Annotated in this window: 19 protein-coding genes and 3 tRNA genes; 12 read left to right on the top strand and 10 right to left on the bottom strand. The window is 67.9% G+C overall.

The genetic code is table 11. The features are described 5' to 3' along the window. Positions 1-45: 45 nt before the first annotated feature. The 4 genes from bamC to ABD022_RS12545 all read right to left on the bottom strand — a co-directional run bounded on the left by bamC (position 46) and on the right by ABD022_RS12545 (position 3,550). Positions 46-1,161 carry an NlpB/DapX family lipoprotein gene (gene bamC, locus ABD022_RS12560; RefSeq protein ID WP_414647468.1) on the bottom strand — a complete coding sequence of 372 codons (1,116 nt, stop codon included), beginning with the start codon at positions 1,159-1,161 and terminating at the stop codon, positions 46-48. Between the two features lie 11 nt (positions 1,162-1,172). Beyond that, positions 1,173-2,075, bottom strand: coding sequence for a 4-hydroxy-tetrahydrodipicolinate synthase (gene dapA, locus ABD022_RS12555; protein WP_325126291.1), 903 nt, complete (start codon positions 2,073-2,075; stop codon positions 1,173-1,175). An 83-nt stretch (positions 2,076-2,158) separates the two neighbouring features. After that, the gene (locus ABD022_RS12550) at positions 2,159-2,812 is read right to left on the bottom strand and encodes a site-2 protease family protein (RefSeq protein WP_325126293.1); all 654 of its coding nucleotides are present in this window, start codon (positions 2,810-2,812) and stop codon (positions 2,159-2,161) included. A gap of 111 nt (positions 2,813-2,923) precedes the next feature. Then, positions 2,924-3,550 carry an L-threonylcarbamoyladenylate synthase gene (locus ABD022_RS12545; RefSeq protein ID WP_325126295.1) on the bottom strand — a complete coding sequence of 209 codons (627 nt, stop codon included), beginning with the start codon at positions 3,548-3,550 and terminating at the stop codon, positions 2,924-2,926. Between the two features lie 195 nt (positions 3,551-3,745). On the opposite strand from ABD022_RS12545, the gene ABD022_RS12540 reads away from it, so the two are divergent. From ABD022_RS12540 to ABD022_RS12520, 5 genes are all read left to right on the top strand, one after another. Beyond that, a tRNA-His gene (locus tag ABD022_RS12540) sits at positions 3,746-3,821 on the top strand. 156 nt (positions 3,822-3,977) lie between these two features. After that, positions 3,978-4,406, top strand: coding sequence for a multidrug/biocide efflux PACE transporter (locus tag ABD022_RS12535; RefSeq protein ID WP_325126297.1), 429 nt, complete (start codon positions 3,978-3,980; stop codon positions 4,404-4,406). 40 nt (positions 4,407-4,446) lie between these two features. Beyond that, positions 4,447-4,743, top strand: a complete 297-nt coding sequence (locus ABD022_RS12530; protein ID WP_325126298.1) for a hypothetical protein — start codon at positions 4,447-4,449, stop codon at positions 4,741-4,743. Next, positions 4,740-6,194: a cardiolipin synthase gene (cls, locus tag ABD022_RS12525; RefSeq protein ID WP_325126300.1), complete on the top strand. Its 1,455-nt coding sequence runs from the start codon at positions 4,740-4,742 to the stop codon at positions 6,192-6,194. The genes ABD022_RS12530 and cls overlap by 4 nt, the downstream gene beginning before the upstream one ends. 93 nt (positions 6,195-6,287) lie before the next feature. Further along, the gene (locus tag ABD022_RS12520) at positions 6,288-7,508 is read left to right on the top strand and encodes a trans-sulfuration enzyme family protein (RefSeq protein ID WP_343821552.1); all 1,221 of its coding nucleotides are present in this window, start codon (positions 6,288-6,290) and stop codon (positions 7,506-7,508) included. Positions 7,509-7,581: 73 nt separating this feature from the next. Here the strand turns inward: ABD022_RS12520 and ABD022_RS12515 are convergent, their stop codons facing one another. From ABD022_RS12515 to ABD022_RS12505, 3 genes are all read right to left on the bottom strand, one after another. Beyond that, positions 7,582-8,061 (bottom strand): carboxymuconolactone decarboxylase family protein, encoded by a 480-nt coding sequence (locus ABD022_RS12515; protein WP_325126304.1) that lies wholly within the window; start codon positions 8,059-8,061, stop codon positions 7,582-7,584. 175 nt (positions 8,062-8,236) lie between these two features. After that, positions 8,237-9,955: a cation acetate symporter gene (locus tag ABD022_RS12510; RefSeq protein ID WP_325126305.1), complete on the bottom strand. Its 1,719-nt coding sequence runs from the start codon at positions 9,953-9,955 to the stop codon at positions 8,237-8,239. Beyond that, complete coding sequence (locus ABD022_RS12505; protein ID WP_325126307.1) at positions 9,952-10,260, bottom strand: DUF485 domain-containing protein; 309 nt, start codon at positions 10,258-10,260, stop codon at positions 9,952-9,954. Before ABD022_RS12505 ends, ABD022_RS12510 begins: the two co-directional genes overlap by 4 nt. 205 nt (positions 10,261-10,465) lie before the next feature. On the opposite strand from ABD022_RS12505, the gene ABD022_RS12500 reads away from it, so the two are divergent. The 6 genes from ABD022_RS12500 (at position 10,466) to ABD022_RS12475 (ending at position 15,205) form a co-directional block, all read left to right on the top strand. Next, positions 10,466-10,542: transfer RNA gene (locus tag ABD022_RS12500), tRNA-Arg, on the top strand. 64 nt (positions 10,543-10,606) lie between these two features. Then, positions 10,607-11,377: a trans-aconitate 2-methyltransferase gene (gene tam / locus ABD022_RS12495; RefSeq protein ID WP_325126310.1), complete on the top strand. Its 771-nt coding sequence runs from the start codon at positions 10,607-10,609 to the stop codon at positions 11,375-11,377. A 103-nt stretch (positions 11,378-11,480) separates the two neighbouring features. Beyond that, the gene (locus tag ABD022_RS12490; protein ID WP_325126312.1) at positions 11,481-12,728 is read left to right on the top strand and encodes a phospholipase A; all 1,248 of its coding nucleotides are present in this window, start codon (positions 11,481-11,483) and stop codon (positions 12,726-12,728) included. A gap of 12 nt (positions 12,729-12,740) precedes the next feature. Next, entirely contained in the window at positions 12,741-14,633 is a 1,893-nt protein-coding gene (locus ABD022_RS12485) for an LTA synthase family protein (RefSeq protein WP_343821548.1), read from the top strand. Positions 14,634-14,696: 63 nt separating this feature from the next. Further along, a tRNA-Pro gene (locus ABD022_RS12480) sits at positions 14,697-14,773 on the top strand. A 21-nt stretch (positions 14,774-14,794) separates the two neighbouring features. Then, entirely contained in the window at positions 14,795-15,205 is a 411-nt protein-coding gene (locus tag ABD022_RS12475) for a DoxX family protein (RefSeq protein WP_325126316.1), read from the top strand. A 51-nt stretch (positions 15,206-15,256) separates the two neighbouring features. Here ABD022_RS12475 and ABD022_RS12470 read toward each other — a convergent pair whose 3' ends face one another. Genes ABD022_RS12470 through ABD022_RS12460 form a run of 3 tightly spaced genes read right to left on the bottom strand, consistent with a single transcriptional unit; the run spans position 15,257 to position 17,636 of the window. Further along, entirely contained in the window at positions 15,257-16,621 is a 1,365-nt protein-coding gene (locus ABD022_RS12470; protein ID WP_343821546.1) for an ATP-binding protein, read from the bottom strand. After that, positions 16,618-17,283: a response regulator transcription factor gene (locus ABD022_RS12465; RefSeq protein WP_325126319.1), complete on the bottom strand. Its 666-nt coding sequence runs from the start codon at positions 17,281-17,283 to the stop codon at positions 16,618-16,620. Before ABD022_RS12465 ends, ABD022_RS12470 begins: the two co-directional genes overlap by 4 nt. Continuing rightward, the gene (locus ABD022_RS12460; protein ID WP_325126321.1) at positions 17,280-17,636 is read right to left on the bottom strand and encodes a PepSY domain-containing protein; all 357 of its coding nucleotides are present in this window, start codon (positions 17,634-17,636) and stop codon (positions 17,280-17,282) included. The genes ABD022_RS12465 and ABD022_RS12460 overlap by 4 nt, the downstream gene beginning before the upstream one ends. A 166-nt stretch (positions 17,637-17,802) precedes the next feature. On the opposite strand from ABD022_RS12460, the gene ABD022_RS12455 reads away from it, so the two are divergent. Beyond that, the gene (locus tag ABD022_RS12455) at positions 17,803-19,431 is read left to right on the top strand and encodes an acyl-CoA synthetase (protein WP_343821543.1); all 1,629 of its coding nucleotides are present in this window, start codon (positions 17,803-17,805) and stop codon (positions 19,429-19,431) included. The last annotated feature ends 54 nt before the right edge of the window (positions 19,432-19,485 follow it).

Genomic DNA, 19,485 nt, shown 5'->3' with positions numbered 1-19,485 from the left:
GCCCGGCGGCGGGCGCCGGCGGCGCGGCGCCGCCGGCATATGGCCCTACTGGGCCTCTTTCAGGTTCTTCGCCAGCACCGACAGAATGCGGCGCGCCGTGGCGTCGGTCTTGGGCTGGCCGGCCTCGTCGCGCACGCTGACCTGCGTGCTGCCGCCCTGCTGGGCCAGGTGGATGCGCAGCTTCTGGGGCTCGGCAGTATTGCGCGTGCCGAAGAGCCGCCCGAACGCGGTCTGCTGCTCGATCTTTTCGCCCGAATCGGTATCCAGGTAGCGGATGTAGTAGTCGCCCTGCTCGCGGTTGCGATCCTCGACGGTGAAGCGGGCCGAATCGATGGCCACGCCCACGCGACGCCAGGCACGGTCGAAGGTTTCGCCCACGGTCAGGGAAGTCTGGTCCTGGGCCAGCTGGGTGTCGGTGGCTGCGCCGGCGCCCGATTCGGCGGCCTTGACCTGCTGCGCGGCCTGCTGCTGGTCGGTGCCCAGGTAGACCATCAGGCGGGCCAGCATGGCGGCGTTCAGGCCCGGGTCTTCCTTGCCGAAGACCCACTTGAACGCGGTGCCGTCGCCCGTGGGGGTTTCTTCCATGTGCTGGTGGCTGATGTAGACCTCGGTCTTGCCGTTCACGCGTTCCAGGCGCGTGGTGAAGCGATCGCGCTCGCCGCTGTCGAAGACCTGGTCCAGCACGCTGCCCAGGGCGCTGCGCAGCCAGCCTTCGGGGATCTTGGCGCGGTTTTCGGCCCAGTCGGTCTCGATCAGGCCCGCCTGCGGGTTCTGGGAATGGATGGTGAAGCCCTGTTCGCCCCAGAATTCGATGACCTTGGGGTACAGGTTTTCGGCCGCCTCGCTGACGACCAGCCAGCGCAGCGTGCCGTCGCGCATGACTTCGATGCCGGGCGCCCTGGGCAGCACACGGTCGGCCGGATTCGCGCTCTGCACACCCTGGCTGGCCTGGTAGTCGCTCAGGCGGGCGACGCCTTCGGGCGCCACGTAGTGGGCGTTCTTGTTGGCCTGCGTCAGGTCGGGGGGGATCGAGAGCGGATCGCCCGTGACGGTACTCTTGTATTCGATGGATTCGGTCTGGCCGGTGAGCTGACCGATGGTCGAGCAGGCAGACAGGGACAGCAGACCCGCCAGCACCAGGCTGGTCCGGGTAAGCGGCATGCGTTTCATCATCACAGGGAACCTGCCTCAATCAGGGCTTGGCGCACAACGGTGCGTAACGAGTCGGACAAAGGCGTCAGCGGCAGGCGGTAGCCCAGCTGGGTCAGGCCCATTTCGGCCACAGCCCACTTGACGGGGATGGGGTTGGCTTCAAGGAACAGCACACGGTTCAGGGTCGCCAGAAGGTTGTTCAGGCGACGGGTCTCGGGGACGTCGCCGCGCAGCGCGGCGGCGCAGAGTTCGTGCATCAGGCGCGGCGCGACGTTGGCGGTGACGGAGATATTGCCCCGGCCGCCCAGCAGGATGAGCGCCGCGGCGGTCGGGTCGTCGCCGCTGAAGACCTGGAAGCCTTCGGGCGCCGCCGCGATCAGCTGGGCGCCCCGGGCGATGTTGCCGGTGGCGTCCTTGACGCCGATGATGCCGGGCACCTGGGCCAGCCGCAGGATGGTCTCGTTGGACATGTCGGCCACCGTGCGGCCCGGCACGTTGTACAGGATGCTGGGCAGGTCGCCGGATTCGGCGATGGCGCGGAAATGCTGGTAGAGGCCTTCCTGGGTGGGCTTGTTGTAGTAGGGCACGACGGTCAGGCCGGCGGCCGCGCCTGCGGCATAGGCGTGGCGCTGCAGTTCGATGGCCTCGGCCGTGGAATTGCCACCCGTGCCCGCGATCACGGGAATGCGGCCGTTGGCGTGGCGCACGGCCAGCTCGATGAGCTCGGCTTGTTCCTGGACGGTGACCGTGGGGGATTCGCCGGACGTGCCGACCACCACCAGGGCGTCGGTACCCTGGTCGACGTGCCAGTCGATCAGTTTTCGGAAGGCTTCCAGGTCCAGTTGCCCATCGGGGTGCATGGGCGTGACCAGGGCAACCATGCTGCCCTGAAAGACTGGGGTCGATGAATCCGAGCCGGCCATGATGAGGAATGCCTCCGCAAGACGCCCGGGAAAAACACCCGGGCGAAACAAAAAGCCAAGTTTACCGGATTCGGACCGCCGATCTACAAAAATCCACCGACGACCCACTGCCCCAGTTTCAGGAGCGGCAGCATCAGGGGCCAGAGCCAGCCGAGCATCATCAGCACGACCAGGATCACCAGCCCGTAGGGCTCGATGCGGCCGTAGCGCCAGGCCAGGCGCGGAGGCAGCAGGCTGAAGACGATCCGCCCCCCGTCCAGCGGCGGCAGCGGCAGCAGGTTCAGCGCCATCAGGATCAGGTTGACCTGGACCCCCGCGCTGGCCATCAGGGCCCAGAAATCCTGGGGGCCGCTGATCAGGTCCAGCATCAGGAGGGCACGCAGGAACAGCACCCAGCCGATGGCCATCAGAAGATTGGAGGCCGGCCCCGCCAGCGCCACCCAGAGCATGTCGCGCTTGGGCCGGCGCAGGCGGCTCCAGTTGACCGGCACGGGCTTGGCCCAGCCGAACAGCAGCCCGCCCCCCATGAGCTTGGTGGCGAACAGCAGCACCAGCGGCACGACGATGGTGCCCATCGGGTCGATGTGCCGCAAGGGATTGAGGCTGATGCGGCCGGCCTGCGCCGCCGTGGGGTCGCCGAAATAGCGCGCCACGTAACCGTGCGCGGCCTCGTGCAAGGTGATGGCGAACAGGACCGGCAGGGCGTAGACCGCGATGGTCTGGATCAGATTGTCCACAGGATCTCGGGCGAGCGAAGCGCCGGCCGGCGGCCGGCAAACCCCGTAAGCATAACCGCTAGCGCCGCACGGGCGTGCGTCCGGGCCCGCCGGATGCGGCCCGGCGCGCAGTCACGACAATCCCAGCTCGGCCGGGTCGCCGCGCCCCACCCGCACGACCTGGGGCGCTTCCGCCGTCAGGTCGATGACGGTGGTGGGCTCGAAGGGGCAGGATCCGCCATCGACGATGGCGGCCAGGTCGTGCTGGTAGCGGGCGACGATTTCCTGGGCATCGTTCAGGGGCAGGGTTTCATCCCGGGGGATCAGCGTGGTCGACAGCAGCGGCGAGCCGGCCGCGTCGATCAGGGCCAGCGCCACGCGATGGTCGGGCACGCGGATGCCGATCGTCTTGCGCGAGGGATGGGAGACGCGGCGGGGAACTTCCTTGGTGGCTTCGAGGATGAAGGTCCAGGGGCCCGGCGTGGCCAGCTTCAGCAACCGGTACTGGGGATTGTCGACCTTGGCGAAATGGCTGATTTCCGCCAGGTCGCGGCACAGCAGCGTCAGGTGGTGGCGCTCGTCCAGGCCGCGCAGCCGACGCAGACGCTCGGCGGCATCCTTGTCGTCCAGGCGTGCCACGACGGCGTAGCTGGAGTCGGTGGGAACGGCCACAAGCCCACCCTGGGCCAGCAGGTCGCCAGCCTGCTGGAGCAGCCTGGATTGCGGGTTTTCGGGATGGACGACGAAGATCTGTGCCATGAGCGTTCCTTATGGTAGAGGTCCGGCCGCCCCCGGATCCGGCCCCGCCGAAGGGCCGACTCCCGGACGGCCCCGGTGAACCGCTGAAATCGAATCCGTAGCCGATAACATGACCTAAAACGCAGTGGCGATCAAGGGCCGGGGTGGCGCCTGCAAAAGGATTTCAGACATGCTAGAATTCCCGTTCTTTGAGTGGTGACCGTAGCTCAGTTGGTAGAGTCCCGGATTGTGATTCCGGTTGTCGTGGGTTCGAGCCCCATCGGTCACCCCAGGTTTCTGCCGCTAGGCTGCCTGATCCGAAAGCGCCTTTCGGGGCGCTACACGGCGCGGCGTGGGGCATTTCTTCCCGGATTCCCGGGCTGGCGGGGACGACCCCGCCCGATCGCATCCACGCGGTGACGACACCGCCGCAGCGAATCGCAGTTCCATGCATATCCACGACCGCCCGTTGTCCGAACGCGTCTTCCACGCGCTGGCGTTCGAAATCCTCGCCATTGGCATCTCCGCCCCCCTGGCCGCCTGGATCACCGGGCGCAGCGTCTTCGACATGGGCGTGCTCACGGCAGTCATCGCCACGATCGCCGTCGCCTGGAACATGCTCTACAACTGGCTGTTCGACCGCCTGCAGGCGCGCATCGGCTTCGACCGCACCTACGGCATCCGGGTCGCGCACGCTTTCGGCTTCGAGGGCGGCCTGATCCTAATCGCCATCCCCTTCGTGGCCTGGTGGCTGGACATCTCGGTCTGGCAGGCCCTGTTGCTGGACATCGGCTTCGTGCTGTTCTACCTGCCCTACGGCTTTCTTTTCAACCTGGGGTATGACAAGATTCGTCAGAATCTGATCACCACCGACTGACAGCCCGCCATCGCACCCGGGCCCGGTCCCGGAACGCCGCATGACGACACCTCCCGAAGCCCCCCCGGTCCTCCAGGCTCCCGACTGGTCCCTGGCCCCCGAAGGCTGGAACTGGTCCGCGCAGGACGCGGACGGGCGCTGGTACTGGTATCGCACCGAACCCGTGCCCGGCATCGGCGGCGGCGTCTGGCGTTCGAATTCCCGCAATCAGCAATACGCCGGTGCCGGCCATCCCAACCCGGACTGGCTCGAATCCCTGCGCCGCCGCCCAGGCACGGCGGATACCCCCGATGCCCTCCCGCCGCCAGCCGGCTCCGGCCCCGCATCCAGCCCATGAGCGTCCTCACCGAGTTCCTGCACGAATACTGGCCGCACCTGGCGGCCCTGCTGTCGCTGGCCTTCAGCCTGGTGGTCGCCGCCCAGGCCGCCATGCAGAAGAACGACGTGCGCGCGGCGATCGCCTGGGTCGGCGTCATCCTGATGTCGCCGTTCGTGGGCGCTTTCCTGTACCTGGTCGCCGGCATCAACCGCATCCGCCACGACCAGATGTCCACCCAGCGCAGCCGCCTGATCAAGGACTACGTCAACAGCGCATACCCCACCTTCGGCGACGTCGGGCCGGTATCGGGACCGCAGTTCGCATCGCTGCGGGTCCTGTGCGACCAGATCAGCCGCTTTCCCCTGCAGGGCGGCAACCACGTCGTCCTGCTCGATGGCGGCGACCAGGCCTATCCGGCCATGCTGCAGGCGATCGACGAGGCCCGCCACTGCATCGCGCTGCAGAGCTACATCTTCGACCACGACCGCATCGGGCTGCGCTTTGCCGATGCCCTGCGGCAGGCCCAGGAGCGCGGCGTCGAGATCCGGGTCCTGATCGATGCCGTCGGCGCGCGCTATTCCCACCCTCCCATCCTGCGCCTGCTGGAACGCAACGGCATCCGGGCCGACCGCTTCATGACCAATCCGCTGGGACTGCGCTCGGCCTACGCCAACCTGCGCAGCCACCGCAAGATCCTGTTCGTCGACGGCCACCTGGGCTTCATGGGCGGCATGAACATCCGCGAAAGCTTCATGGAATCGCTCGCGGGCAAGCGGGCCGACCGCGACACGCACTTCCGCATCGAGGGTCCGCTGGCCACCCAGCTGTTCGCCGTCTTCGCCAACGACTGGGAATTCGCCACCGGCGAACGCCTGCGCATCGAGGACTGGGTCCGGGTCAGCCCGCTCGCGCCCCAGCCCCGGGTCCCGGCGCGCTGCATCCGCAGCGGCCCCGACCGCTTCATGGCGGCCACGCACCGCGTCCTGCTGGGCGCGCTGGCCGTGGCCCAGCGCCACGTGCGCATCCAGTCGCCCTACTTTCTGCCCGACCAGGTGCTGATCGGCGCGCTGAACACGGCGGCGCGGCGCGGCATCCAGGTGGACATCGTGATCCCCGGCCGCAACAACCTGCGCCTGGTGAACTACGCCATGACCGCCCAGCTGAGCCAGGTCCTGGATGGCGGCTGCCGCGTCTGGCGCTACCGGGGAAATTTCGATCACTCCAAGCTGCTTACCATCGACGATGCCTGGACCTACGTGGGCTCGTCGAACCTGGACCCCCGCAGCCTGCGGCTGAATTTCGAGCTGGACATGGAAATCTACGACCGGGACCTGGCGGGCCGGATCGGGCGGCGCATCGACGCGGCCATCGAGCAATCCGAGCGCGTGACCCTGGAAACCCTGAACGCCATGCCCTACCTGAAACGGCTGCGCAACCGGATCATCTGGCTGGCCAGCCCGTACCTCTAGGCCCCGCGCCTGCCCGGGCCGCCCGCAATCCGCGCCGGAACGCCCCGGGCGTATGATGGCGCCTGTCCCCTTTTTCGCGCAGGAGCCCGACCCATGCCTTCCATCCGGCCCGATTCCCCAGACGCGCCCTGGCGCGAACAGACCCTGGTGCTGCACGGCGATGCCGCCTGCGGCCACGGAGCCGACGTGGTCTCGCCGATCCACTACAGCGCCACCTTCCGCGCCGAAACCGCCGAACAGTTCTCGGAAATGGCCACCACCGTGCGGCCGGCCACCTTCTACACGCGCCACGGCAACCCGGTGAACAAGCGTGTCGAGGCCATCCTGGCGGGCCTGGAAGGCACGGAAAGCGCGCTGCTGACGGGATCGGGCATGGGCGCCATCTGCACCACCATCCTGGCGCTGCTGAAGGCTGGCGACCACGTCGTGGCCCAGCAACGCCATTACATGAGCACGTCCAAGCTGTTCTCGGAAGTGCTCACCCGCTACGGCGTGCACGTCAGCTTCTTCGACCAGACGGACCTGGACAGCCTGCGCGCCGTCCTGCGCCCCGACACGAAACTGATCATGGTGGAAACGCCGGTGAACCCCAGCCTGTCCATCACGGACCTGGCGGCGGTGGCCGACATCGCCCGGCAGCGCGGCATCCTGACCGTGGCCGACAACACTTTCGCTTCGCCGCTGAACCAGCGCCCGCACGATCTGGGCATCGACATCGTGGTGCACAGCGCCACCAAGTACCTGGGCGGCCACCACGACCTGATGGCGGGCGCCATCTGCTGCAGCGACGCGCTGGCCGAAACCATCTGGAAGATGCACGTCACCCTGGGCGCGGTCCTGTCGCCGATGGACGCCTGGCTGCTGCTGCGCGGCCTGCGCACGCTGTCGCTGCGCATGGAGCGCATCAATGCCAATGCCCTGGCGCTGGCCCGGTGGCTGGAAACCCGCCCCGAGATCGAGCAGGTCTTCTACCCCGGCCTGGAAAGCCACCCGCAGCATGACCTGGCGGCCCGCCAGATGCGCGGTTTCGGCGCCGTGGTGGCCTATTCGATCAAGGGCGGCTACGCCGCCACCCAGCGCTTCGTGACCTCGCTGAAGCTGGCCACCCAGGCAGTCAGCCTGGGCGGCGTCGAGACACTGGCGGTGCACACCGCGTCCATGTGGGCCAGCTCGATGACCGAGGCCGACATGCAGGCCGCCGGCATCGAGCCGAACTTCATCCGCATGTCGGTCGGGGTGGAGCACGTGGACGACCTCAAGGCCGACCTGGCCCAGGCCCTGGAACGATCGCAGTCGGTCCGGGAACCCGCCTGAGCAGGCACCGGACCCGGGTCCGGGCCCATGCACGCAGGCAGGCGCGGACCCTGCCCGGCGGCGGAGGCCGCGCTTACTTCAGGCCGGCCTTGTCCAGCCCATACATGGCATCGGCCGAACCGGGCACGGACCGGAAGGCGACCCCCAGGCGGTTCCAGCCGTTGATGCCCACGACCAGGAAGCTCAGGTCGGCGAGCTCCTTTTCCGACAGGTGCTCGCGCACGCGCTGGAAGAGTTCGTCGGACACGCCATCGGGCGCCAGCCGCGTCAGGGCCTCGGTCCATTCCAGAATGGCTTTTTCCTTGTCCGTGAACAGGGGCGATTCGCGCCACACCGCAACGTGATGCAGGCGCAGTTCGCGTTCGCCGGCGATCTTGGCTTCCTTTACATGCATGTCCACGCAGAATGCGCAGCCGTTGATCTGCGAAGCGCGCAGGGTGACCAGATGACTGATTTCCGCCAGGAAGGGATTGGCATGCAGCAGCTGGCTGAATTCACTGTATTTGCGAGCGGCCTCGGGCGAGGCCTGGAAATAGTTCAGGCGTTGAGTCATGACGGATCGGGTCCGGAAAGTGCGTGAGGGGAACGCTTTTCATTGTGCACCGATCCGGTCCTGATTGCACAGGCGCCCGAAATAAAAACACCCCGGCGGTCGTCTCGGCCGTCGGGGTGCGAGAGCCCCTGGACTCAGCAGGCCGCGGCGGGCCTGCCCAGGGTGGGGGGCGGGATCAGTGCGCGCTGGCTGCGGCGGCGCCGATCCCCGTTTCGCTGCGCACGGTCTGGGCCACGAAGCCGGCCCGGTCGATGCGGGCGCGTTCGCTGCGGTCCGTCACCGAGAACAGCCAGATCGCCACGAAGCCGATCGTCATGGAGAACAGCGCCGGAGACGCATAGGGGAACCAGGCCGAACCGACCGGATTGCCCAGCGTGGCTTCCCAGACGGACGGCGACACCACCGTCAGGGCGACGGCGCTGATCAGGCCGGCAAAGCCGCCGATCATGGCACCGCGCGTGGTGCAGCCCTTCCACAGCACCGACATGAACAGCACCGGGAAGTTCGCCGACGCCGCCACGGCGAAGGCCAGCGAGACCATGAAGGCGATGTTCTGCTTTTCGAAGGCGATGCCCAGCGCCACGGCCACGATGCCGAGAATGACGGTGGTGATCTTGGCAACCTTCATTTCCTGTTCGCGGGTGGCATTGCCGTCCTTGACCAGGGTCGCATAGATGTCATGCGACACGGCGGAAGTGCCCGACAGCGTCAGCCCGGCCACCACGGCCAGGATCGTGGCGAACGCCACGGCCGACATGAAGCCCAGGAACACGTTGCCGCCGACCGCGTCGGCCAGGTGCACCGCCGCCATGTTGCCGCCGCCGATCAGGGCGCCGGCCGCATCGAGGAACTGCGGGTTGGTGGACACCAGCACGATCGCGCCGAAGCCGATGATGAAGGTCAGGATGTAGAAATAGCCGATCCACGACGTGGCCCAGAACACGGACTTGCGGGCCTCGCGCGCATCGGGCACGGTGAAGAAGCGCATCAGGATGTGCGGCAGCCCGGCGGTGCCGAACATCAGCGCCATGCCGAAGGAAATCGCGCTGATCGGATCCTTGATGAAGTTGCCCGGCCCCATGATGGACTGCCCCAGCACGCCGGCCTGGGAGGCATCCTTGCCGGCGTTCAGCGCGGCCAGGGTCTTGACCTCGACCGCGGCGGCGAACAGGCGTTCCGGCGAGAAGCCGTAGTGCGCCAGCACCATCAGCGCCATGAAGGTCGCGCCGCCCAGCAGCAGGGCCGCCTTGATGATCTGCACCCAGGTGGTGGCCGTCATGCCGCCGAACAGCACGTAGACCATCATCAGCACGCCGACCACGACCACGGCGATCCAGTATTCCAGCCCGAACAGCAGCTTGATGAGCTGGCCGGCGCCGACCATCTGGGCAATCAGGTAGAACGCCACCACCACCAGGGTGCCCGAAGCCGCGAAGGCGCGGATCGGTCCCTGCTTGAAGCGGTAGGCTGCCACATCGGCAAAGGTGAACTTGCCCAGGTTGCGCAGGCGCTCGGCCATCAGGAAAGTCAGGATGGGCCAGCCCACCAGGAAACCGATGGAATAGATCAGGCCGTCGTAGCCATTGATCATCACGGCGGCGGAAATGCCCAGGAACGAGGCGGCGGACATGTAGTCGCCGGCGATTGCCAGGCCATTCTGGAAGCCGGTGATGCCCCCACCGGCAGTGTAGAAGTCGGCGGCGGAACGGGTCCGGGCCGCGGCCCATTTCGTGATCCACAGGGTCAGGAGCACGAACAGGGCGAACATCGCGATGGCGGTCCAGTTGGTGGGCTGCTGCTGCAATTCGCCCAGATCGCCGCCCGCGGCCTGGACGGCCGGGGCCAGTGCGGCCAGCGCCGGCACGGCCAGCATGCGCAAGGTCATGCGGTTCATTGTTCGGCCTCCTGCACGATCTCGCGGGTCAGGCGATCGAATTCGCTATTGGCGCGGCGCACGTACAGACCGGTGATCAGCACGCTGAACACGATGACGCCGAAACCGACCGGGATGCCCCAGGTCATGACGCCCGCGCCCAGCTTCAGCGCGAACAGTTCCTTGTCGAACGCAATCACGCCGATGAAGCTGTAGTACACCAGCAGCATGATCACGGCCAGCGTCCAGCCGTAGCGCAGCCGCGTGCGCCTCAGCTGCTGGTATTTCGGATTCGACACGATTGCTTGTGTCCGCTTGTCTCCCATGCTTGTCTCCTGCGTGGAATGGGTCTGAATGATGCGGTGCAAGATAAAAACCCGACCTTACGAGGGCCTTACAGGCGCACCCAACCTTCGAGCCCTCAGGGAAAATACCAAGGCCCGGAATGCACGTTAGAATCCTGGATTCGCAGACGTTCGCCAGGCCCGCGCCACCCGCGGGCCCGCCCGGGCTTCCGGATGCGAGACCCGACCGCCCTTAGCTCAGCTGGATAGAGCAACGGCCTTCTAAGCCGTAGGTCACTGGTTCGAATCCAGTAGGGCGGGCCATGACCGGTCCGCGGAACGCAGGCGAATTTCGGCAACGGTCTTCGATCCCACAGGAGGACGGCGCATGGCCTGGTCGGCAACCCAATACACCAAGTTCGAGTCGGAACGCACCCGGCCGGTCCGGGACCTGCTCGCCGCGGTCCCCACCCGCAATCCGGCCCGGCTGGCCGACCTGGGCTGCGGCCCGGGCAATTCGACCGAAGTCCTGCACGCGCGCCATCCGGACGCCCGCCTGACGGCCCTGGACAGCTCCGCCGACATGCTGGAGGCAGCCCGGAAACGGCTGCCCGACGTCGATTTCCTGCAGGCCGACATTGCCACCTGGGCGCCGGACGAGCCTTTCGACCTGATTCTGGCCAATGCATCGCTGCAATGGATTCCGGACCACGCCGCCCTGTTCCCGAGACTGGCCGGCTTCCTGACGCCCGGCGGCAGCCTGGCCGTCCAGATGCCCGACAACCAGGACGATCCCGCCAAGATCGTGATGCGCCGGACGGCTGCCGATCCCCGCTGGGCGGACCGCATCGGCAACGAGCGCAGCACCCGCTTTCCCAGCCATCCCGTTCCCTGGTATTACGACCTGCTCAAGCCGCACTGCACGCGCGTGGACATCTGGCGCACCCGGTACTGGCACGTACTGCCCAATGGCGTGGACGGCATCGTGGAGTGGTTCAAGGGCAGCGCCCTGCGCCCTTTCCTGGCGCTGCTGGACGACGGGGAACAGGCCCTCTTCCTGGCGCAATACCGCGACGGGCTGGCGCAAGCCTACCCGACGCAGGCAGACGGCTCGGTGCTGCTGTCCCTGCCCAGGCTGTTCCTGGTCGCCACCCGGTAAGCCGGGCCGGCGGGGCCGTCCAGGCGCTGACACACCAGGAAACGTGCGCCCGGGCGGCAGATGCTAAAGTTCCGGGCACGACCCTGCCTTTGATTTCAACATCATGCCTTGTCCCAGTCGCACAGGCCTGCGCCACGCCTTTTTTCTTGCCATCGCCTGCTTCTGCCTGGCAACCGGCGACGCCCACGCGGGCCTGACATACCGCCTGACCACCACCGAAGCCAGCCCGGGCGGTCCGATCGCCCTGGAAGGCCTGCTGACCAATGACACCGGCACGGCGCTTTCCAGCCCGGTCGCACGCGAACTGACGGGACAGTGGGTGGATGCCCAGGGACGCATCACACCCGCCCACTTCCAGCTGCGGACCTCGCCCGACGCCATCGATCTGCCCGCCAACACGTTCACCCGCATCGCCTGGAGCGGCCAGGTGCCGGCCGACGCGCACGGCCTGCTGGCCCTGCGCCTGGACGGCGCGCCCGACACCCTGCTGGCGCTGCAGGTAGACGCCGCCGGCCCGGCCGGCACGCAGGTCGCCGGCACGCTGGCGGATGCGCCGCCGATCCCGCCATCCGCCATGGCGCTGGCGGCCGCTCCGGCGCCCGCCACCGAGCCCGCCAACGGCCTGTCGCCGTTCGACACGTTCCGCAATGCGATTTCCTCCTACGAGCCGGTCTATTTCGTGGTGGGCAACCGCGACGGCGCCGACGCCCGCTTCCAGGTCAGCTTCAAGTACCGCCTGTTCAGCCCCAGGGATCCCGCCCACCCGGACTTCATGGACAACTGGTATTTCGGCTACACCCAGACCGCCCTGTGGGATCTGCACTCGGATTCCATCCCCTTCGTGGACACCACCTACAACCCCAGCCTGTTCTGGGCGCGCGATTCGATCTGGGCCACCGGCGACAAGCGCTGGTCCCTGGGGCTGAACACAGGCTTCGAGCACAAATCCAACGGCAAGGATGACGATGACTCCCGATCGATCAACGATCTCTACGTCCAGCCCGAAGTCAACTACCGCTTCGACGGCGGCAGCACGCTCAGCTTCCGGCCGCGCGTCAAATACTACGTCTGGACCGATCACGACATGGGCTACCGGGAATCCCTTGGCTATGTGGACTGGAAACTGCGCTGGGCGCAGGACGACGGCCTGATCCTGTCGGGCCTGTACCGCCAGGGGGCAAGCGGGCACAATGCCACCCAGCTGGAAGCTGCCTGGCCCCTGAAGCGAACCTTCCTGCACATGAACGGGCACCTGTACGTGCAGTACTTCCGGGGCTATGGCGAAACGCTGCTGGGCTACGATCGGAAATCCGACCCGCAACTGCGCATCGGCATCGCGCTGGTGCCCTGAGGAATCCACTTCATGCTCCCCCAGATCGGGATCTTCGCCCTTGCGTCCCTGGCACTGTTCACTCTCAGCCGCCTGCTGCTGATCGCCTGGCTGTGGCCGCGCGTGCGGTCGGCCGGCGGCCCCTGGCCGATCCTGCGCTGGGGCCTGCGCATCGACCTGAACCAGATCGCCATGTGGGCCGGGATTCCGCTGCTGCTGGCGCCCTGGCTGGGCGACCGCCCGGCCGCGATCTTCCTGACCGGGTTGTGGCTGCAGGCCGTCTGGCTGCTGTTCGTGCTGCTCGAGGTTTCCACGCCCCAGTTCATCCAGGAATACGACAGCCGCCCCAACCGCCTCTATGTCGAATACCTGAAATATCCGAAGGAAGTCTTCGGCATGCTGTGGAAGGGCTACAAGCCCGTCCTGCTGGCCGCCGTCCTGGTCCTGGGATTGGCGGCCTGGCTGGGCCACGCGCTGTTCGCCCAGGCTCGACCCGATCCCCTGCCGGCCTGGCCCTGGCGGATACCGGCCACGCTGGTCTTCGCCGCGGTCATCGCGCTGGCCATCCGGGGCACGCTGGGCCACCGCCCGATCAACCCGGCTTCGGTCGCCTGGTGCGGCGACAGCCTGCTCAATACCCTGCCCCTGAATTCCCTGTACAGCGTGCTGTTCGCCCTGTACGCCATCAAGAACGAACGCTCCGCGGCCGACGTCTACGGCGACCTGCCCGACACCGAGCTGCATGCGATCGTCCTGGAGCAGGCCGACATCCCGCCCGGTCCGGCCGAGATTCCCACCCTGCACCACCAGCCTGCCAGCCAGCGTCCCGCGCGGCCGCGCAATCTGGTGCTGATCGTCGAGGAAAGCCTGGGCGCCCAGTACGTGGGCAACCTGGGGGGCGCCGGCCTGACGCCATGCCTGGACGCGCTCGCGGCCGACGGCTGGAACTTCACCCGCGCCTATGCCACCGGCACCCGCTCGGTGCGCGGCCTGGAGGCCGTGACGGCCGGCTTCCCCCCCACCCTGTCGGATGCCGCCCTGCGCCTGGGCGACGCACAGAGCCGGTTCTTCACCCTGGCCCAGCTGCTGAAGCGGCACGGCTACCGCTCGCGCTTCATCTATGGCGGCGAGGCCCACTTCGACAACATGAAGAGCTTCTTCCTGGGCAACGGCTTCGACGAGCTGCACGACCTGCCGACCTTCGACTCGCCCGCCTTCGTCGGCACCTGGGGCGCCAGCGACGAGGACATGTTCGACAAGCTGCACACGCTGCTGTCGCAAGGCGGCGACCAGCCCACCCTGCACCTGGCCTTTTCCGTCAGCAACCACACCCCCTGGGAATACCCGTCCGGGCGCATCCCGGTCGACGGCGACCCCGCCACGGTGCAGAACACCGTGCGCTACGCCGACTGGGCCATCGGGCGATTCTTCGAGCAGGCCCGCGCCAGCGCCTACTGGAACGACACGGTGTTCCTGATCGTCGCCGACCATGACGCCCGCGTCGGCGGCGCCCAGCGCATCCCGCTGCGGCATTTCCACATCCCCGCCCTGATCCTTGGCGCAGGTATCGAGCCGCGCCGCGACGATCGCATCATCAGCCAGATCGACCTGCCGCCGACCCTGCTGTCGCTGATCGGCATCGACGATGCCCATCCCATGATCGGCCACGACCTGACCCGCGCCGACGCCGGAGGCCGCGCCATGATGCAGTACGAGGAACACTACGGCTACCTGCGCGGCGACACCCTGGCGGTGCTGGAGCCTCATCAGCCCGCTCACTTCTACCGCTATGCCGCTCCAGACAGCTACACGCCGCTGGATCCCGACCCGGCGCTCGGCCGCATCGCCCTGGCCCATGCCCTCTGGCCGACCTGGGCCTATCGTCACCGCGCCCACACGCTGCCCGAGTTGCGGCTTCCGGGCTGACGTCCGCCCGGCGCCGCCGGATCGGGCCGGTCGCGGGCCCCATGGTAGAATTTGCGGTCCAGTCGGGGCGTAGCGCAGCCTGGTAGCGCATCTGCTTTGGGAGCAGAGGGTCGCATGTTCGAATCATGTCGCCCCGACCAACCACGACCGAGGAAACCACCATGTCTTCTTCCGCGTACGACGACCTGGGCAAGCTGATCCTGCGCCTGGGACTGGGCATCCTGCTGTTGCTGCACGGCTTGTCCAAGCTGGACAGCGGCGTGGGCTGGATAGCAGACATGCTCGCGCAGCAAGGCGTGCCCGGCTTCGTGGCCTACGGCGTCTACATCGGCGAAGTCATCGCCCCGATCCTGATCATCCTGGGCGTGTTCACCCGCCTTGGCGGCCTGATCGCCGTGATCAACATGCTGTTTGCCTTCGGTCTGGTCCACATGCACCAGATCTTTCAGCTGGGCAAGAGCGGCGGCTGGGCACTGGAACTGCAAGGCCTGTTCCTGATCGCCGGCATCGCCGTCACCCTGCTGGGCGCGGGCGCCTACAGCCTGGGCGGCCGCAACGGCCGCTGGAACTGACCCGGCCCACCATCCACACCTGCCACGATCCGGGCCGGACCCGGCCGCGCTTCAGGCGGCCGGCAGGGTGATCACCACCCGGGCGCCGCCCAGGCTTCCAGCCTCGATCCGCGCCCAGCCACCATACAGGTCGGCCAGGTCGCGCACGATTCCCAGGCCCAGGCCGGAACCGGGCGTGCGTTCGTCGGCCCGCCGCCCCCGCTCGAAGACCATCTCGGCCCGCTCGGGGCTCAGGCCCGGGCCATCGTCCTCGACCAGGATCGACAGCACGCCGTCCTCGCGCCGGGCGGCGACACGGACCTGATGACGCGCCCATTTCCCGGCGTTGTCCAGCACGTTGCCCAGCATTTCCTGGAAATCCTGGGCCTCACCGCGGAACGCCAGTTCGCCGGGCACGCCGCTCAGGTCATAGGCCAGCCCGCGCTCGGCGTGAACGCGCTCCATCACCCGGACGAGCCCCTGCAACAAAGGCAGGATCGGACTGCGCAGGCCGGTCACGCGTACCGCCGCCGCGGCCCGGGCGCGGGCCAGGTGGTAATCCACCTGCCGACGCGCAGCCTCGACCTGCTCGGCCACCAGGCGGGGCAGGGCCGGATCCTCCGCCTGGGCGGCGCTGGCCATCACCGCCAGCGGCGTCTTCAGGGCATGCGCCAGGTTGCCGGCCTGCATGCGCGCGCGTTCCAGACCTTCCGCATTGCGGCTCAGGACCTGGTTGAAATCCTCGACCAGGGGCTGGACTTCCATGGGGAATTCGCCCTCGATGCGGTCCGCCCGGCCTTCGCGCACGGCCGCCAGGCGTTCGCGCAGCCCCGCAAGCGGCCGCAGCCCGAAACCGACCTGCATCCAGGCGGCAGCCACCATGCCGAGCGCCAGGATGCCCAGCGCCACGGCCAGCATGCGGTCGAAGCGGCTGATGGGTTCCGCCCACAGAGCCTCGTCCGCGGCCACGGACAGGATCAGCGTATCGATCGGGCCTTCCGCGGGATGGACTTCGCGCAGCCGCATCCGCAACGGCTTGCCACCCGGGCCGGGCGCCTGCATCGCCGCGTCACGGCCCGGAGCCAGGTTTCCGGCCATGTCCGGCAGGTGGGCATCCCACAGGGACCGCGAACGCAGCAGCTGGGCGAACCGCGTGCCGGACGAGGGCACCGAGATCTGCCAGTACAGCCCGGAAAACGGATGACTGAAGCGCGGATCCGTCGGCAGGGCCGTCAGGGACACCTGGCCCTGGCCGTCGACCTGCAGCGAGGCGGTCAGCTGGTCCAGGTGGATGTTCAGTTCGGACTGCAGCTGGGCCTGGATGTGCTGGCGGAAAAGGCGCTGGATGCCCCACCCGGCGAGCGCCACGCTCAGCAGCGTCCAGGCCAGGGTGACGGCCAGCAGGCGCAGGCGCAGCGACGGATGCGACGCCGTCATTGCGGTTCGGCCGACAGGCGGTAGCCCAGGCCGCGCACCGTCTGGATCAGGCTCGGGGGGATCTTGCGCCGCAGGCGGGCGACGAACACCTCGATGGTGTTCGAATCGCGGTCGAAATCCTGGGCGTAGATGTGTTCCACCAGCTGGCTGCGGGACACGACCTCGCCCTGGTGCATCAGCAGGTAGGCCAGCACCCGGTATTCGTGGCTGGTCAGGTCCAGCGGCGCATCGTTCAGCAGGATGCGGGACTGGCGCGTATCCAGCAGCAGCGGGCCGCAGCGGATGTCCGCGGTGGCATGCCCGCCGGCGCGGCGCAACAGCGCACGCACGCGTGCCTCGAGTTCTTCCTGGTGGAATGGCTTGGTCAGGTAGTCGTCGGCGCCGGCGTCGATGCCGGCCACCTTGTCGTGCCAATTGTCGCGCGCCGTCAGGATCAGCACCGGCATCGTCCGCCCCGCCTCGCGCCAGGCGCGCAGCACCGACAGGCCGTCGCGCCCCGGCAGGCCCAGGTCCAGCACCACCAGATCGTAGGGCTCGCACAGCCCCTGGTGCTCGGCGTCCAGCCCGTCGGCGGCCACGTCGACCACGTAGCCGGATTTTTCCAGCGCAGCCTTCAGCTGCGCAGCCAGCAAGGGTTCGTCCTCGACGACCAGCAGTCTCATGGGTGATCTCCCCCGCGGCGCAGCGGCTTCGTGGCCACCCACAGCGCCTCGCCCGTGCGGGCATCGACCTTCAGCTTGGTCAGGCGCCCCTGGTCCTGCATCAGCTTCAGTTCGTAGATCCAGCGGCCGCGGCACGCATCGCAATCGTCATCGTCGTCTTCCCGCTCGAACTCGACTTTCAGGACCTGGCCGGGATAGTCGCGCGCCACCCGCTCCAGGACATCCTGCAGCGGCAGGACTTCGCCCAGGGCCTGCAGCCGTTCGGCCATGTCCCGGTCGTGGTTGTGCGCCCCGGCGCCCCCGGCCCAAAGCACCAGGGCCAGCGCGCCCGCCAGCATGCCTCGGCAACGCATGGCAGACTCCTCATAGATCGATGGACCCTACGATATCAGGAAGCGCATGAACCGGGAATGAATGGGATGCATCGCAGCCGCGCTGGCAGGCGGCATGGCGTCGCTGTACCATGATCTTCCATTCCCCGCCCTGGACGGGACTGCAACGAGAAGACGAGGAGACATCATGCTGCACGCGCAAGGCGACTACCAGCGGACCCGGGATGCATTCACCTGGAACGTCCCGGAGCGCTACAACATCGGAGTGGACGTCTGCGACCGCTGGGCCGACGGCAGCGGGCGCCTGGCCCTGGTCGTGGACCGCGGCGACGCTCCGGCGCGGCACTACACCTTCGACCAGCTCAAGCACTGGTCCGACCGCCTGGCCCAGGCCCTGCGCGCCCGGGGCATCTCGCGGGGAGACCGGATCGGCATCCTGCTGCCCCAATCGCTGGAAACGGCGCTGGCCCACCTGGCCGCATACAAGCTCGGCGCCATCGCGGTGCCCCTGTTCACGCTGTTCGGCACCGATGCCCTGCAATACCGCCTGGGGAACTCGGGCGCGCGGGCACTGGTCACCCACACCGAGGGCCTGGGCAAGATCGCCTCGATCCGCCAGGATCTTCCTGCGCTGGGCTGCGTGCTGGATGTGGACACGGACGAGGGAGAAACCTCGTTCTGGGCGGCCATCGAGTCGCAGGACGGCCTGGGGTTCACCCCCGCGGACACCGCCGCCGACGATCCGGCGATCATCATCTACACCTCGGGCACCACCGGCAAGCCCAAGGGCGCGCTGCACGCCCACCGGGTCCTGCTGGGCCACCTGCCGGGCGTGGAAATGTCCCACAACTTCTTCCCCGTGCGCGCCACCCTGATGTGGACCCCGGCGGACTGGGCCTGGATCGGCGGGCTGCTGGATGTCCTGATGCCGTCCTGGCACCACGGTGTGGCCGTGCTGGCCTGCCGCTTCACGAAGTTCGACGCAGCCGTCGCCTGGCAATTGATGTCCAGGCACCAGGTCAGCCATACCTTCCTGCCGCCCACGGCGCTGAAGATGCTGCGCACGCTGCAGGATCCGGCCCATCACGGCCGCCTGGGCCTGGTCTCGGTGGCCAGCGGCGGCGAATCCCTGGGACCGCAGCTGATCGAATGGGGGCGCCAGACGCTGGGGGTGACGATCAACGAGTTCTACGGCCAGACCGAATGCAACATGATCGTCTCGTCCTGCTCCGCCCTGTTCGAACCCCGCATCGGCGCCATGGGCAGGCCGGTGCCGGGCCACGAAGTGCGCATCATCGACGAGGCCGGCCAGGTGCAGCCGCCCGGCGCCGAAGGCCACATCGCCGTGCGTCGGCCCGATCCGGTGATGTTCCTGCAGTACTGGCAGAACCCCGAGGCCACGGCGCGCGCCTTCATCGGCGACTGGCTGGTGACCGGCGACCGGGGCGTGTGCGACGAAGACGGCTACCTGTGGTTCAAGGGCCGGGGCGACGACGTGATCACCAGCGCAGGCTACCGCATCGGCCCGGGGCCGATCGAAGACTGCCTGCTTGGTCACCCGGCGGTGCGCATGGCGGCGGTGATCGGGGTGCCCGACCCGGAACGCACGGAAATCGTCAAGGCCTGCATCGTGCTGAACGAGGGCTACACGGGCGATGCCGCGCTGATCGCGGAAATCCAGGATCACGTGCGCCGCAAGGTCGCCGCGCACGAATATCCCCGGCTGATCGAGTTCATGGACAGCCTGCCCATGACGACCACGGGCAAGGTGCAGCGCGGGCAGCTGCGGGCGCAACACAAGGATATCAAGCCGTAGCGGCTTGCAAGCCGCTCGGATTCGACAGGCCGAGGAGGATCCGCAGGGACCAGC

The sequence above is a fragment of the Castellaniella daejeonensis genome (genome assembly GCF_039523555.1).
GTDB lineage: Bacteria > Pseudomonadota > Gammaproteobacteria > Burkholderiales > Burkholderiaceae_B > Castellaniella > Castellaniella daejeonensis.
This window is presented reverse-complemented; position numbering and strand designations above follow the sequence as displayed.